Here is a 16,191-nt window from a genome sequence, read left to right as displayed (position 1 = left end):
TATAATAACACAAAAAAGTGTTTTTATATAGCCGGCAGGCGGGTGGATCCCATGAGGTATTTGTCGATGGAGTGGGCGGCGCGGCGGCCCTCGGAGATGGCCCAGACGATGAGCGACTGGCCCCTCCTCATATCGCCTGCCGCGAATACGTCTTTTACGGATGTGAGGTAATGTTCGTCGGTCTTGACGTTGCCGCGCGGGTCGAGCTCGACGCCGAGCTGTGAGATGAGCTCTTTCTCGGGGTGCATGAAACCGAGAGCCAGGACGACCAAGTCCGCCTCTATCTCGAATCCGCTTCCCGGGACGTCTTTTATCAGCATGCAGCCCTTATCGTCGCGGCCTATCTCGACCTTCACGCAGGAAAGTTTCTTGACCTTGCCGCCGGCGCCCTCAAACTTCTTGGTCGAGACCGACCAATAGCGATCGCCTCCTTCCTGGTGGCTGGAGGTCGTCTTTAACAACATCGGATATTTCGGCCACGGGAAATCTTTTGTGCGGCATTCCGGAGGCTGGGGCAATAATTCTATCTGGACGATGCATGACGCGCCCTGCCTGTGCGCGGTGCCTACGCAGTCAGCGCCTGTGTCGCCGCCGCCGATCACGACAACCTTTTTACCCTTCGCGTCGATGAGCTTTCCGGAAGGTATCTTGATTCCGGAGACCCTTTTATTCGACTGGACGAGAAAATCCATCGCGAAATGTATTCCGCCCAGCTCTCGGCCGGGTATCTTGAGATCGCGGGGAAAACGGCTTCCACCGGCAAGCACGACCGCGTCGAAATCCTTATTCAATTTGGCCGCCTTATAATCCGCGCCTACATCAACGGACGCCTTAAACTCTATCCCCTCTTTCTTCCATATCTTTATGCGTCTGTCGAGGACGGATTTATCTAATTTGAAATCAGGGATACCGTAACGCAATATGCCGCCTATCTTGTCGTCCCTTTCGAATACCGTGACCTTGTGCCCGGCTTTATTCAACTGGTCGGCGCAGGCAAGGCCTGACGGGCCGGAGCCGATGACCGCGACTTTTTTACCGGTGCGTTTTTTCGGAGGGTTCGGCCTGATCCATCCCTCTTTGAAAGCATATTCTATAATATCCAGCTCGTCTTCGCGTATCGTGACAGGGTCATCATTTATCCCGAGGACGCATGCGTATTCGCACAGGGCCGGGCAGATCCTGCCCGTCACCTCGGGCAGGTTGTTCGTCACCAGAAGGACATCAATGGCCTTTTTCCACTGGCCGCGGAAGATGAGGTCGTTCCATTCCGGTATATAGTTCCCGATCGGGCAGCCCCAATGGCAGAACGGCACTCCGCAGTCCATGCAGCGCGAGCTCTGGTCCTTCGACTTCTCCTCCGGGCGCAGGACAGCCACCTCCCTGTAATCCTTTACGCGGTCGCATACCGCGCGGTAGGACGAGGCCTCCCGTTTTATCTTCATGAACCTCTTTGTATCAACCATCGCTTACCTCTTCGAAGAGCACGTCCTTCCTCATTAGCCTGCCTTCAAGCGCGCGCTTGTATTCAACAGGCATGACCTTGATAAAATGCCTTATCTCGTTATCGAAATCATCAAGCACGGCTTTTGCCTTGGCGCTATGCGTATACCTTATATGGTTAGAGAGGAGTTTCTGTATGGTGGCGGTATCCTCGCCATCGAGGGCCTCGAACGCGACCATCCCCATATTGCACCTCGCCTTGAATTCCCGGTCTTCGTCGTAGACATACGCAATGCCCCCGGACATCCCGGCCGCGAAGTTGCGCCCGGTTTTGCCGAGGATGACGACACGCCCGCCGGTCATATATTCGCATCCGTGGTCGCCTACGCCCTCGATGACGGCGTAGATCCCTGAGTTGCGTATGCAGAACCTCTCGCCGGCGACTCCGCAGATATAAGCCTCGCCTGAAGTGGCTCCGTAGAAAGTGGTGTTACCTATGATGATATTCTCCGGGGCCTCGAAAGCTGATCCTTTCGGAGGATAGACGATGATCCGCCCGCCGGAAAGCCCTTTGCCGACGTAATCGTTCGCCTCGCCCTCGACCTCGAAAACGACGCCCCTGGCCAGGAACGCGCCGAAGCTCTGTCCGGCGGTCCCGGTGAATTTAAAATGGACGGTGTCGTCAGGGAGGCCTTTATCCCCGTAACGAAGCGCTATCTCGCCGCTCAGCATCGCGCCTACTGCCCTGTCGGTATTTTTTATGGAAAGGTCGGCCTGGACGTGGTCTTTATTATCGATCGCCGGCTTCGCGCTCTCGATAAGCTTAAGGTCCATTACTTTATCGAGGCCGTGGTCCTGTTTCTTCGCACAACGGGTCCCGACATAAGAAGGGACCTGCGGTTTGTATAATATCCTCGAAAGGTCGACGCTCTTGGCCTTCCAATTCAATATGCCGGTATTCAACTCGATGAGCTCCGAACGGCCGATCAGCTCGTCGAGCTTGCGCGCCCCCAGTTCCGCCATGATGCCGCGGACCTCTTCTGCTACAAAATAAAAATATCTCTGGAGATATTCGGGTTTGCCGGCAAATCTCTTGCCTAGTTCCTCATCTTGCGTGGCGACACCGACCGAGCAATTGTTCAAATGGCAATGCCTGAGCATGACGCAGCCTAGATTAATCAGCGCGGCGGTCGCGAAGCCGTATTCCTCGGCGCCCAGGAGCGCCGCTATAACGACGTCGCGGCCGGTCCTCATCTGCCCGTCGGTCTGCAGGCGCACGCGGCTCCTCAGGTCGTTTAAAACCAGCGTCTGGTGCGTCTCAGAAAGCCCGAGTTCCCACGGCAGGCCCGCGTGCTTTATTGAGCTCAAAGGCGACGCGCCGGTCCCGCCGTCGCCGCCGGATATGAGTATCATATCCGCGTGCCCCTTGGCGACGCCTGCCGCAATAGTGCCCACCCCCATTTCTGAAACAAGTTTGACGCTTATCCGCGCGCGCGGGTTCGCGTTCTTTAAGTCGAAGATGAGCTGCGCAAGGTCTTCGATCGAATAAATATCATGGTGCGGCGGCGGCGATATTAGCGTGACCCCGGGCGTCGAATGGCGGACCTTCGCGATGACAGGGCTGACTTTATGGCCGGGCAGCTGCCCGCCCTCTCCGGGTTTCGCGCCCTGTGCTATTTTGATCTGCAATTCATCCGCGTTGGTCAGGTAGTTTATCGTGACGCCGAACCTGCCGGACGCGACCTGCTTCGTCGCGGAACGGAGGCTGTCACCGTTAGGCAGCGGCGCGTAACGCGCAGGGTCTTCGCCGCCTTCTCCTGAATTTGATTTTCCGCCGAGGCGGTTCATCGCTATGGCCATCGTCTCGTGCGCACCCCTGCTTATCGAACCGAAGCTCATCGCTCCGGTCACAAAACGTTTTACTATCTCAGATGCCGGCTCGACCTCGTCGAGCGGGACAGGTTTTACGCCCGGCTTGAACTTCATCAGGCCGCGCAAAGTGCAAAGGCCCTTCGCCTGGTCGTTTATAAGCGCGGCAAATTTTTTATACAGCTCCGGGTCCTCAAAACGGGTGGCATCCTGAAGCGCGGCGATGGACTCGGGATTCCAGAGATGGAACTCGCCGTCGCGCCTCCACTGGTAAAGCCCTCCGTTGGGAAGGTGAGCCGGGCCGGATTCCGTCTCCGGGAACGCCTCGCCATGCCTCTTGATGACTTCCTGCGCTATTTCGTCGAGCCCTATGCCCTCGATACGCGATACCGTGCCGGTAAAACATCTCTCGATAAGGTTGCCGCTTAACCCGACGGCCTCGAATATCTGCGCGCCGCGGTAGCTCTGCAGCGTCGATATGCCCATCTTCGACAGGATCTTCAGGAGCCCGTGGTTTACCGCATCGGTATAGTTCTTGCGCGCGGAGCTGGCCGCGAGTTCCGGGTCAGGGAAGGCGATGACAAGGTCCTTCTCCCTGATCATCTTCTCTATCGTCTCGTAGGCCAGATAGGGATTAATGCAGCCCGCTCCGTACCCGAAGAGGAGCGCGAAATGCGCGACCTCCCGCGGTTCGCCGCTCTCGATTATTATGCTCGCCTGCGTGCGCGTCTCTTTGCGGACAAGGTGATGGTGGACGGCTCCGCACGCCAGGAGCGCCGGGAGCGCCGCAAACTTACCGTCGACTCCCCTGTCGCTTAATATGATGAAGGTGCAGCCGCTCTTGACGGCCTTGTCGGCTTCGGCGCATATCCTGTCCAGGGACTTTTTGAACGCTGCCTTTCCTTTTTTCGCCTCGAAGAGCGTCGAAATAGTCTTAGCCTTAAATGTCCCGTTGCGGATATGGCGGATCCTCTCGATGTCCATATTCGACAGGATGGGATTATTGACTTTGAGCCTGTGGCAATGGGTAGGGGTCTCGTCAAGCAGGTTCTTCTCACTGCCAAGATACGTGTTAAGAGTCATGACGAGCTCTTCGCGTATCGGGTCGATGGGCGGGTTGGTGACCTGCGCGAATAATTGTTTGAAATAATCGTATAACATCCTGGGCCTGGTCGAAAGGACCGCAAGCGGGGTATCATCGCCCATAGAGCCGGTAGGCTCGTTGCCGTCCCCTGCCATGGGCTTGATTATCCTGCGAAGGTCTTCCTTGGAATAACCGAACGCCTTGAGGGCAGGTGCCAGGTCCTTCTCGTGCCAGACCTTAAAGGAGCGCGGAAAAGGCACGTCCTCGAGTTTTTCCATATTCTCATCGAGCCACCTGCCGTACGGCTTTAGGTTTGATATCGACGATTTAAGTTCCTCGTCGCCGATTATGCGCCCGGCATGGGTGTCGATCAGGAACATCCTGCCGGGCTGGAGCCTGCTGTTGACCGCGACCTCTTCGGGCGGGATATCGAGGACGCCGGCTTCGGAGGCCATCACGACGATGCCGTTCTTCGTGATAACGTAGCGCGCGGGCCTGAGGCCGTTTCGGTCGAGCGTTGCGCCGATGAATTTGCCGTCGGTGAATGCTATGGCTGCCGGGCCGTCCCACGGCTCCATAAGGCAGGCGTGATATTCGTAAAAGCGCTTTCTCTCCTCGCCGATCTGGTCGTTACCTTGCCACGCCTCGGGTATTAGCATCATCATCGCGTGAGGAAGCGAGCGACCGCCCAGGACGAGCAGTTCCAGCATGTTATCCAGCGAAGCCGAGTCGCTGCCGCCAGGGACTATGACCGGGAACAATCTCTTTATATCCTTCCCGAATACGCCGCTCTCGATCAGACCCTGCCGCGCCTTCATCCAGTTGATATTTCCGCGCAGGGTATTTATCTCGCCGTTATGCGCGAGGAAGCGGAACGGCTGCGAGAGGTCCCAGGCCGGGAATGTGTTCGTGCTGTAGCGCGCGTGGAAAAGCGTAAATGAGCTCTCCAGCGCACGGTCTTTCAGGTCAGGGAAGAAATCCTTCAGTTGCGTCGACATCAGGAGCCCCTTATAACTCAACGTACGCGACGACAGGCCGGAGATATAAAAGGACGCCTTCTGCCTTATGGTTGAGCCGCGGACAAAGTTCTCGGCCCGCTTCCTTACGATGTAGAGCTTCCTCTCGAAAGCAAGTTCGCCGGCGATGCCGGAGGGGCGGCCGACAAAAACCTGCTTTATTACGGGCCGGGATTCCTTGGCGGTCTTTCCTATGGCCGAATCGTCAACCGGGACTTCGCGCCAGCCGAGGAATATAAGCCCTTCCTCCTCCGTGATCTTTTTGAAATTATCCTCGCAAAGCTTTCTCTCTTTGGCGTCGGTCGGCAAAAAAACAAGGCCTATGCCGTAATCGCCGGCTTTGGGCAGGCGGAAGCCTGCCTTCGAACATTCCTTCAGCAGGAACTCATGCGGCACCTGTATCAGGATGCCCGCGCCGTCTCCTGTCCTCGGGTCGGAGCCGGTGGCGCCGCGGTGCATCAAATGCTCCAGCGCGAGGATCCCTTTGGCCACGATATCGTGGGACTTGCGGCCTTTGATATCGCAGACGAATCCCACGCCGCAGCTGTCGTGCTCGAACTGCGGGTCGTAAAGCCCCTGTTTCTCGGGCAGGCGCTTAAATGCCATTTTATTTCCTGATTTTTTATTCATTTGCGTAATCAGTTGTACTACAGAAGACGAAAAAGGCGCCTTTCATTTATATGAAAGACGCCTTCGTCTCTTCCTAATTCATTTTAGGTTCCATTTAATTATAGCACAATCCTGACTCTTGTCAATAGGCCGATACCCTCGCGCTCACCTTTTTGGCCGCATAGTAGAAACCTATCCTGGGATCTTTAAGGACCGGCGGGACGAACCCCGATCCTTTGACGGGATGGAAGCCCGGCCCCTCGACTAGGATAGCGAGAGTATTCTCCGCGCGCAGGAACGGCTCGGGGATATAAAAATCATTCTGCGGCCCGACCGACTCGTATTTGCCTAGCGCCCTTCCGTTCAGGTATATGACGCACCTCTCGAAGGCGTGGTCTATCGTGAGCTTGAGCGCGCAGGTGCCGCCCTTGCGCGGCAGGAACTTGAACCTCCTCCTGTACCAGACAAGCTCTCCCATCTCCTTCGCGAATACATACTTCTTGGCGGAAGGCGAGATCTTCCAGCCGTTTTCATCGATCTCAGGTTCATGATAGCCCTTCAAGAGGCCGCCCGCATTCTCGCGGACCAGCAATTTATTAATGACAATGTTGAAGGACTTTCCCTGCGCCCTTCCTCGGATCCTTACCGGCTGCATTATGCCGCTGAGTTTTTTTATCGGCCCTTCGTGGGGATGCGCCTTGGTATGGTAGGCGTTCTCATACCTGACCGCGAGGAGGTTCTTCCCTTTCCTGGCCGCCCCGGTAATATCAAGGCAGGGACTGCCTATCCCCCGCCAGATGAATTCTCCGTTGACATAGACATAGAACCTGTCCATATCGTTGGTTATTATCTTTACCAGGCATTCCGACGGCCTCCCTTTAAGCCCGAATTCCTGCCTGTACCAGATGAAACCATGCTTGAGCAGTCCGGCCTGCTCAAGCGCTTTAGGCATGGTTATCGTCTTCCACGACGAGTCGTCGAAACCGGGCTCTTTCTCGTCGAGGTCGGAGATGAACCGCGGGGAGTCGAGCCATGTTATCCTCGGAAGCTCCTCCACCGCGCAATCGTATTTGAAGATCACCGACCCGGTCTTTTTGTCATATTTAAAAGGCGCCTTTTCCTTGTTGATAGTTACGGATCTAGGCCTGACCGCGGTAAATATCCTTGTAAGTTGGTTGCATCCGTTCTTGACCTGCGCGTTTATCTCGATCGACCGCCCGTCGGCGATAAGGTCCTCGATGTAGTAGTAATCGCTTATCGCGACAGTCTCTTCGCCGTCCCATATTTTAGCGGCCGTCTTGTCGTCGAGAAAAACGAGGAATATCCCTTCTATTTTTATTATCCGGAGCCCCGAGTTCTCGTTCCCGATGATATAGCCGTCCTTTACCCTTTTCACATCGAAATCGCCTTCGATGACGGCGGGCTTTACGGGACCGCACTTGATATAGGTCTCGCCCCTCAATTCGGGTCTCCCGGTGAGGAAGACAAACGCGTTCTCCCCTATCTCTTTCTTCAAAAGGAGTTCGCAGGTGGAGTGTTTGATGACCACCCCTTTATCGCCGATAGGGACATCAATGGGGAAAAGGAACGAGGACCTGGGAGCGAGCTTAAGGTCTCCGGAAGAGGGCAGCTTTTTATTTTTCTTCCCGGCCGGAGAAAGATATTCGATCTGTGTCCTGAGCGTATCGTCAGTGAGGTTGCGGACCATCAGGAACCCGCCTTTCTTTCCCGCCCTCTCGGTGACCTTGACGTTCTCGAAAGTCCCGGAGAAGTCGGGTTTGGCCGCGCCCTTTCTCCGGTCCACGAGCGCCACGGTATTCCCGCTGTCAATAAACTTCGCCGCGCCCTCTATCTTTTCGGAACCGAAGAGCACGTCCTCGAATGAATCGAGGAACTGCGCGGTGTTGCGGGCCATGTGGTATTTCGTCGGCGAGACCTCTCCCCATTCCCTGAGCGGCGAATGGCCGAAATCATATGTCGTGCAGGTGCCTATCCCGCCGTAGTCGCCCTTGCAGTTCCAGTAAGGGAACGTCGTGCCGCCGACGAACAGGAAATGGCTCATGACGGATGCGCCCTCGGCGATGACCGTCCTTAATATGGCCCTCGTGACCTCCGGCTCTATCTGGTACAGCGGCTTCCCGAACTGCGCGAACCAGCCTGTCTCGAGTTCCATTATCATCAGCGGCTTCTTCGGTTGCTGGGCGACCGACGCCTCGATCGCCTTATCGAAATCATCGAACTCCCATAGCCATATCCACGGGATGTTCGGGTAATAGGTCCTCGCGTCGATTATCTCGCTCTTCCTCAGGAAACTCCCCTCCACCGTGAACGCCGGCACGTCTATGCCCGCCTCGCGCGCCATCTTTAAAAGCTTGAGGTGGTATCGAAGGGCGCCGTCCTTGTATCTCTTTATGCCGGTGAACGCGATCAGGTGGTCATATTCGTTCTCTATCTGGAATAGGATTATATTGCCGCCTTTTGTGACCAGGTGCGGCCGCAGGATCCCGGCGATCTCCTTATAATACCTGCCGATAAGCCTGAGGTACTCCGGGTCGTCCTCGCGCAGTTTTACGTCCTTTCCGAGGAGCCAGTCAGGGAACCCGCCGAAATCCCATTCCGCGCAGATATACGGCCCCGGCTTTATCGCAAGATAAAACCCGTATTTTTCCGTCAGCGTCACGAACTTATCGAGGTCGCGGTCGCCTTCCCAGATGAACTCACCCTCCTTCATCTCATGGAAATTCCAGGGTATATACGTAGCGACCAGGTTGAGCCCCGCCGCCTTCATCTTACGGAGCCTGTCCTCCCAAAGTTCGTGCGGCACGCGGAAGTAATGGAATTCCCCCCCGTAGAGCATGACGCGTTTCCCGTTAATGATCATGCTCTTTTTGTCGAAAGAGATCACCTTCTCCTCCACCGAAACCTCCTGTTTAATCAAGATACATCTTTATCTCTTTTATTTTTCTTTCCCTCACAAGGGCCGAATACGGTTCCGGGACGCTGCCGATGAATTCCTTCACCGCGCCGTCCTCGAGCGTCAGCGCGTACTTAGCCCCTTTGCCGCCCCCGAAAATATCCTTCCTCCGGGGATTGATATAAGTCACGGCTATGCTGCCAAGCAGCATGAATTTCAATGTGCCTTTCTTGACGGTCTCTTTCTGCAGTTTTCCTTCGGGAGAATAATACTCCGCTTTGCGGTCTTTTTTCAGGAACATGCCGCCCTTAAGGACCGGGGATAAGCTGAAGACCAGCTTGCCGTTTGCGTCAAGCGCGAAAGGCCTTCCTCCGGTCATCATCATAAGCCACATATGGACGAATTCGGCGGTCGAGCCGGAGAGCCTCGCGTAAAACCCCTGGCCGTGGACTTTCTTGTCCGGATGGACGCTGCCCGCGATGAAAGACGAGTTCTCGAAGATGCTCCTTCCGTAGACCTCGGGCCTCAGGAACGGCACGAGGACGTCCTTGAGATTCGCGTAATAATCTTTGTAAAGCCCGGCCTTCAATAACTCGAGTAAGTATTTATATTCCATGTGAAGCCAGATCGACTGGTTCTCGAGCCAGCCCGGATTGAACGTCTTGGTCCTGCCTATCTCATACGGCTCCTTTTCAAGCGAGGCATTGACCGAGAACATCTTCAATTTTTTGTCGACCAGACCGCTCTTCATGAGGTTATAGTGCAGCCTCGCGGCGACAGATCTGTCCTCTTCCACCTTCAGCGCGTGGACCTGCGCCTCCAGGAATAACGGCAGCGGCCTGGAGTTGAATTTCATCACCCTGATGCACGGCAGGCCCTTATGGTTGGCCTTCGGGACCTCCCTGCCGGTGCTGTCGGTGACCGCGATCTGTTCGTATTCAGCCGGGATATTTATAAAATACCCAAAATAAAGGCCGGTCTTCTCGTCAAAACTTTTGTTTATGGCCGCCTGGACCCTCTTTGCCGCGAGCGCAAGGTAGCCGGATATTTCGTCTGCCGGGACCGGGATGAGCCTGCCGATTATCCCGCATCTCGTCTTTCTCCTGAAATCTTCTTTTATCGCGGCCAGTTTGTCCCATACGCCGAAATCGTCCAGTTTCCCGCCGATATAACCGTTTAGCGCGTCTTTCGAATCCCTGATCGCCTCGACGGCTTCCTCGGGAAGCTCGAGGGCCTTACCGCCAAGGTTCTTCGAGATCATGGTTATCAGCCTCTTCAGTTCAAAGGTCTCGTTCGAGGACGACCCGAAGAGCCCCGGAAGTCCGTTAAGCGCATCGCACCAGTTCGGCTTATCCGTCTCCATCTCGATTCCGCAGCCGTCCGGCCCGATGGAATTTATCTTATTGACCGCGATTATCAGGAGTTTCGTGATGAGGTCGGTCCTGTAGACGTCTCCTTTGCCGTTAACTTTGCGGACGAGCGTCTTCTCCGATCTCCTGCCGGCGATCATCTTCCTCTTCTCCTCGTCGACCTTTACCGCGCCCAGCTGGACCGGTTTTCCGTCCCACAAGACGTATTTATCCTGCCTCGGCAGGACGACGTAAGGGCTGTCGTGGAACGTGAAATCCCTGCGCCCTGAGAATAATTCTTTCCTCCTGTCCGGATAGACGGCCAGGAAACTGTCGATGAGGTCCATATTATAGGACCAGTGGTCGCTCCAGAAACCGTCGATATGCCGCGAATTCTGCCCGGCGTCCGAGCGCTCGAGTATCTTCGAGAGCATCTCCCCGTTCGATACGGCGGCCTTGATAGAATTGGATCCGGCGAACTTGAAGATGTCGCCCGGGGCGAAAGGCTTCCTGAAAAACTCCTCCATCTTTTCGGCGCCGGCTCCGAAAAGGCTTATGAGAAGTTTTTTGTCTCCCTTATATATGAATGTCACTCCGTCCACGCCTTGCGGATTGAACCCGTCCATCTGTATGAAGTTTATGAAGTTGATAATGTTGGACATCCCGACGTCGGGATTGAAGAACGTGTCGTTTCGCCTGTTCTGGTTGACGTCCCTGTAATTGGAATCGCCCTGGGAATAGAGGGTCGGGGAAGTGTAGAATTGGTTATAATCCCTCTCCAGGTCGCCGTGCTTCCTGGAATAGACATAGAAGACTTTGCTTCTGTCTTTCGTTACCGTCAGGGGAAAGCCTCCGCGCAGCACGTTGTCGAGAAAATTTTGGGCGGAATACCTGTCAAACTTCTCGTCTTCGCTTATGACCAGGGAAGAGCCCATTATCGATTCAATGACGGCCCGGTTCTTCTTGAGCTGCGTCTCCGCGAAATCCGCGGTGAGGGCGCGCGCCACCTCTTTCGTGCCGCCGACGGAATCCAAGGTGCCGCAGACGCAGTATAAAGTGAGCGCCTCCGAAGGCTTGAGGGCCGCATCATCATGGCACATGGCCGAAGAGAACTCCCCGCTGGTCAGTTCGCCCTTAGTATCATAAATGAATTTCGACCTCACGTTAAAGCACGAGGGGAGGATCAGGTCCTTCCTCATCCCGAAGATCTGCGAGGCATCTATAAGGGGCCGTTTCAACTCAGCATTGCCTCCATCCACCCTGACGCACGCGTAATAATGGCCTCTCTTTACCATGGCCACCTCAGGGCCGTCCTCATGGGTCGTCCTGATGTGGAAATAAGGTATCTTTTTTTCGAGGTTTTCCGCGTAACTGAAGGATTTGACGAGGTATTTCATCTTCTTCAGGCTGGAATCGTCCATCCCGAAGGGTATCACCTGCGGCATCCCGTCGAGGAGCTCGATCTTCACGGCCCTCTTGGAGATATTCTTTATCTCCACCTGCCTTATAAGGCCGGGGAACGGCTCCTGGACGACGTTGCAATACCTGACCTCGACGCTCATGCCCAGCTTTTCGTGGACCTCCCTTAGCGTCACGGAATAAGGGGTAATAGTCATCACCTGGGACGGGATATACCCCTCTTCTTTCTCGTATACCCTGAACGGCTCATACAGCGTAAAACCGTTTTTGCCCGTTATCTTGATAAAGGTCCTGAAGCCCTGCGTCCCGACCAGCTGGTAGGCGAAATTCGCGGGCAGGAACTCCATCATCGCGCGGTCCTTGCTCTCTATGCCGAGGCTGCATACCGCCTGGTTCCTGTTCACGTAAAAGACCCACATCGGGATGCCGTCGACGCCGGCTATGCCGGGCAGGAAACTCGAAAAGGCCTTGGAATAGTTGTAATTTTCAATTATGAATTCGTTGTCGTTACCGATCCTGTATTCCGCGGTAGTCCTCATCCTCTTCTCCTTGGGTTGTCGCAGCTCTTCCTTATTATTAATTTCGCTGTTATCATCCTTGAAGCGAATTCCGGGCGGGATACAGCCTCCATGACCGCCTCTCCCATCTCTTTATAAGGTTGCCTCGCGGTCGTAAGCGGGGGCTCGGTCCGGGACGACGCAGCGAGGTCGTCAAAACCCACGATAGAGATCTCGCGCGGTACCCTTATCTTTTTTTCCTTGAAAAATTCGAGGCCGCCGTAGGCCATAAGGTCGTTAGCATAAAATATCGCGTCCGGCTTCTTCTTGCGCGAAAACAATTCCGCCGTCGCCTTCTTCCCGCCGGGAATACTGTAATCGCCGGCAATGAATAGGCTCTCGTCCGGCGCGATCCTGCTTGCCGTCAGGGCATTCAAGAAACCCTGCTGCCTCTCCCGGCTATCGCGCCTCTTCTCGAGGCCTTTCACAAAAGCTATCCTCCTGTGGCCCAGGCGGATAAGATAGCCGCCGACCTCGGAGCCCGCCCTGAAATTATCGACGTCGACATATTTCGTAGCTGCATCTATCCTGCTGCCGGCGCAGACAAAATTGACCTTTTCCGCGCGCAGGAAAAAACCTTCCGCGGCGTCGAGGTCCGGCGCGATGAAGACGAACCCCTCTATTATGCCCGCCTTATAATAACTGACCAGGTTCTTGAGCCTCTTTATGTTGCCGCTTTCATCGTCCGTGAGGCTCGCTATTATCACGTCGTATCCCTTCGCCCTGCAATTGCTGCTGATTGCGTCTATCAGGTTGACGAAATACTCGGTCCGGAAGAAGTTCCCGTATTTGGTCAGGACGCATATCATCCGGGCTTTCATCTGGATATTCTTGGACAGGCCGCGGCCGAAGGGATTGATGCTGTAGTTGAGCTTCTTGGCTACTTTGGATATCTCGCGGCGCAGTTCCTCCTTTACGTAAGGGTGCCCTGCGAGGGCCCTCGACACGTGCATCGGGGACACGCCGACTATCCTGGAGATCTCCTTAAAGGTGACTTTCTTCATCTTATGTTACCGATAACATATAATACCGTAAAAAATTCTCCCCCTCAAGGGGGGAAAAACCGGCGGTTATTTCAGGCTCTTCGCGTTCGGATACGGCGCGAACTTTACCTGTAAATAAGACCTTTTTATCTCCGCGAAACCCGAGGTGTCCCCTGCCGGCTTGTTGGAACCGTAACTCGAAAGCTCCGTCTCCTGCGTGTTCCGGCCGAGGCCGGCCAGGTCATAAAAATCCGGGTCTACACCGTCTTCGGCTGTCGTGGATTCCCCTCCGCCGCCATGCCATTCCTCAGCAACCTTATAGACCTCCCTGGCATGCTCTTTGTCTTCGAGGCCGCAGGCCACGATAAATCTCCATATCTTCCCGGCAGGATTCCCGATTATCTTTTGCGGCACCTGGATCTCAATAGCGCAAGCGTTGGAATCCTTTATCTTGAAACCGCGGGTATCCGTGCTTTCACCGGCGGCCTTTGCGACAAGGTTACCCTTCTCGTCCCAGATGCGCCCCTTGTATGTGCCGGCTATGGCTATTACGTAATTCGCCGCAAGCGCATCGGAAACCTTTAATTCCCCAAACGTGCCGGAATCCGCGGCCTCGGCATTAATATAGCCCTGCTGTATAACCCGCATTCCTTTCCCTCCTCCGCCAGCGCCATCCGTATCTATGGCTATGACGCGGTAAGGAGCCCACCATTCGCCCGGCATGGCCGTCTTGATCAAAAAATAAACGTTTTTGTTGTCCCACGTGACCCTGAACTCTTCTAAGTCAGCGGCCCTCGCGAAAGCGGCGTTCATTGGATATGTATAATTACCGTTCCCGGTATCGTCTCCGGAGGCGTCCCTCCATATGAACTCTCCGCCGCTTATCGCGCCGGTATTAGGACTGGACGGGGCGATGCCTACCCAGTCGGCAAGCGAACCGTCCACTTTTATCGAATGGCCGGAAAAAGGCCCGTACCTGTCTGTCGCCTCAGCGGGAGAGCAGAGCAGGAAAAAAGACGCAAACACCAGATAAAAAACCGGTTTCCGTGCCATTTTCACCCCTCCTTGACAATTTACCCGGACCTTCATTCCTGAAATCAATTTTCAGGAATGATTTTGTTATAACGGCGAATCCGTCGGGATCCCCGAACGGCGCATTCGGGTTATAGCTTCCCAATTCTTTCTCCTGCGTCTCTTTATCGGCGCCGGCCAGGTCATAGACATACGGATTGGAGTTGTTCGGCGCGCCGCCTCCGCCGTTCCATTCGCTCGCGTCCACGTCTATCTTGCGCGCGACATCAAAATCCTGCTGGCCTATGGCGATGACGATCTTCCATACCTGTCCCGCCGGACTGCCGCCTATCAGCTCCAGAGGTATCGCGGCTTCGACATGATTCCAATTCACTCCTTCCACCTTAAAATCGGGAGTATCGTCCTTTTCGCCCTCTTTCCGGGCAACAAGTTTTCCTTCGGCATCCCATATCCGGCCCTTATATGCGGAGGATGATATAGCGATCACATATTGGCAGGCCAGCTCCGGCGCGACCTTCAGGTTGGCGGAAACTCCTTTATCAAAATCCGGTTCATTCGCATCACCCTGCGCCAGGAGGGTCATGCCGCCCGCGGTTCCTTCTTTATGTATCCCTATTATCCTTAAAGGGGGCCAGAAATCCCCGGGCCGGTCGCATTTTATCAGCAAGTAGAGGTTCTTGTCGTCGTAGCTAAGCCTGAACTCCCTTAGGTCGCATCCCCCTTTCAGGGCCTTCTGGAGAGGATAGGTATAACTGCCGTTACCGGTATCATCGCCCACGCCGTCCTTCCATATATATTCCCCTCCGCTTATCGTCCAGCTGTTGGGTTCGGACGGCGTCGTCCCGATCCAGTCGTTGGTCGCGCCGCCGACAAGGACCGGATGGCCGGAAAAAGCTCCGGCCATCCGCTGAGTGGTAAAGATGACTCCCAAAGCCACGAACATATAAAAAAGAACGTTTGCTTTCCTTTTCATATGCCGGCCTTTCCTAATTTAATACGAACGGGCTTACTTCGCAAAATTAACGGTCAGGAACGATTTTTCTATCGTAGCGAAACCTTTCGGGTCCTCCTCCGCTGCATTAGAGTCGTAACTGCCGAGATCTTTCTCCTGTGTAGCCTTATCGGCGCCTGCGAGGTCATATGCGCTCGGGTTTTCTCCGTTTTCGGCTCCGCCGCCGCCGTTATACTGGCTCTGTTCGACCAATACCTTACGGGCAATATCGTTATCCTGCTGTCCGGCCGCCACAACGAACTTCCATGTCTGGCCCGCAGGGCTCCCGCCGATGAGGCTTAACGGGACTGCTATCTCTACCGCATTCCAGTTGAAATCGTCAACCTTGAACCCGGCTGTATCGTCCGGTTGCGCCTCTTTGCGCGCTATCATCTTGCCTTTCTCGTCATAGATACGGCCTTTGTAAGTCGATGAGACCGCCACCACATACTGGCAGGCTAACTCCGGCGCGACCTTCAGGTTAGCGAAAGTGCCCGAATCAAAATTTAATTCGTCCGGATCACCCTGGGCCAGGACCTGTGTGCCGCCCGCTACGCCTTCCTTGTGTATCCCTATCACCTTGAAACCGGTCCACCAGTCTCCGGGCCTGTCGGTCTTGATCAGGATATAAAGGTTCTCCTTGTCGAACGTGACCCTGAACTCCTTCAGGTCCGCGCCCTTCTTGAGCGCTTTATCCAAAGGATAAGTGTATTTCCCGTTTCCCGTATCGTCGCCGGCGGCATCCTTCCAGATATACTCTCCGTTGCTCACCGCTGCCGAGTTCTCCTGCTCCGGAGCAACGCCGGTCCAGTCCTTTATATTCTTATCGACCGCGATAGTATGCCCTGTGACCGCATCCTCGGCGAAACAGACAGACGAAAAGACCAATCCGACCGCTAACAACACCGCCACTTTACCCATTTTACCG

At 55.0% G+C, this 16,191-nt stretch carries 8 protein-coding genes; all 8 read right to left on the bottom strand.

Going from position 1 to position 16,191, the window contains the following annotated elements; translation table 11 throughout:
- Positions 1-23 precede the first annotated feature (23 nt).
- The 8 genes from PHO67_04195 to PHO67_04160 all read right to left on the bottom strand — a co-directional run bounded on the left by PHO67_04195 (position 24) and on the right by PHO67_04160 (position 16,184).
- Positions 24-1,463, bottom strand: a complete 1,440-nt coding sequence (locus PHO67_04195; protein MDD5546344.1) for a glutamate synthase subunit beta — start codon at positions 1,461-1,463, stop codon at positions 24-26.
- Complete coding sequence (gene gltB, locus PHO67_04190; GenBank protein MDD5546343.1) at positions 1,456-6,015, bottom strand: glutamate synthase large subunit; 4,560 nt, start codon at positions 6,013-6,015, stop codon at positions 1,456-1,458. The genes PHO67_04195 and gltB overlap by 8 nt, the downstream gene beginning before the upstream one ends.
- A gap of 145 nt (positions 6,016-6,160) precedes the next feature.
- A complete protein-coding gene (locus PHO67_04185) occupies positions 6,161-8,956 on the bottom strand; it encodes a beta-galactosidase (protein ID MDD5546342.1) in 2,796 nt (931 codons plus the stop codon).
- Positions 8,949-12,239, bottom strand: a complete 3,291-nt coding sequence (locus tag PHO67_04180; GenBank protein ID MDD5546341.1) for a hypothetical protein — start codon at positions 12,237-12,239, stop codon at positions 8,949-8,951. Before PHO67_04180 ends, PHO67_04185 begins: the two co-directional genes overlap by 8 nt.
- Complete coding sequence (locus tag PHO67_04175) at positions 12,236-13,261, bottom strand: LacI family DNA-binding transcriptional regulator (GenBank protein MDD5546340.1); 1,026 nt, start codon at positions 13,259-13,261, stop codon at positions 12,236-12,238. The genes PHO67_04180 and PHO67_04175 overlap by 4 nt, the downstream gene beginning before the upstream one ends.
- 66 nt (positions 13,262-13,327) lie before the next feature.
- On the bottom strand, positions 13,328-14,293 hold the full coding sequence (locus tag PHO67_04170) for a glucodextranase DOMON-like domain-containing protein (protein MDD5546339.1): 966 nt from the start codon (positions 14,291-14,293) through the stop codon (positions 13,328-13,330).
- Positions 14,229-15,245 carry a glucodextranase DOMON-like domain-containing protein gene (locus PHO67_04165; GenBank protein MDD5546338.1) on the bottom strand — a complete coding sequence of 339 codons (1,017 nt, stop codon included), beginning with the start codon at positions 15,243-15,245 and terminating at the stop codon, positions 14,229-14,231. The genes PHO67_04170 and PHO67_04165 overlap by 65 nt, the downstream gene beginning before the upstream one ends.
- Positions 15,246-15,278: 33 nt before the next feature.
- The gene (locus tag PHO67_04160; GenBank protein MDD5546337.1) at positions 15,279-16,184 is read right to left on the bottom strand and encodes a glucodextranase DOMON-like domain-containing protein; all 906 of its coding nucleotides are present in this window, start codon (positions 16,182-16,184) and stop codon (positions 15,279-15,281) included.
- Positions 16,185-16,191 lie beyond the last annotated feature (7 nt).

It is taken from the genome of Candidatus Omnitrophota bacterium (assembly GCA_028716565.1).
Lineage (GTDB): Bacteria > Omnitrophota > Gorgyraeia > Pluralincolimonadales > Pluralincolimonadaceae > Pluralincolimonas.
This window is presented reverse-complemented; position numbering and strand designations above follow the sequence as displayed.

Coding starts and splice junctions, on each gene's coding strand:
- PHO67_04180 (MDD5546341.1), bottom strand. CDS start 12,239: ATGAGGACTACCGCGGAATACAGGATCGGTAACGACAACGAATTCATA.
- PHO67_04175 (MDD5546340.1), bottom strand. CDS start 13,261: ATGAAGAAAGTCACCTTTAAGGAGATCTCCAGGATAGTCGGCGTGTCC.
- PHO67_04165 (MDD5546338.1), bottom strand. CDS start 15,245: ATGAAAAGGAAAGCAAACGTTCTTTTTTATATGTTCGTGGCTTTGGGA.
- PHO67_04170 (MDD5546339.1), bottom strand. CDS start 14,293: ATGGCACGGAAACCGGTTTTTTATCTGGTGTTTGCGTCTTTTTTCCTG.
- gltB (MDD5546343.1), bottom strand. CDS start 6,015: ATGGCATTTAAGCGCCTGCCCGAGAAACAGGGGCTTTACGACCCGCAG.
- PHO67_04195 (MDD5546344.1), bottom strand. CDS start 1,463: ATGGTTGATACAAAGAGGTTCATGAAGATAAAACGGGAGGCCTCGTCC.
- PHO67_04160 (MDD5546337.1), bottom strand. CDS start 16,184: ATGGGTAAAGTGGCGGTGTTGTTAGCGGTCGGATTGGTCTTTTCGTCT.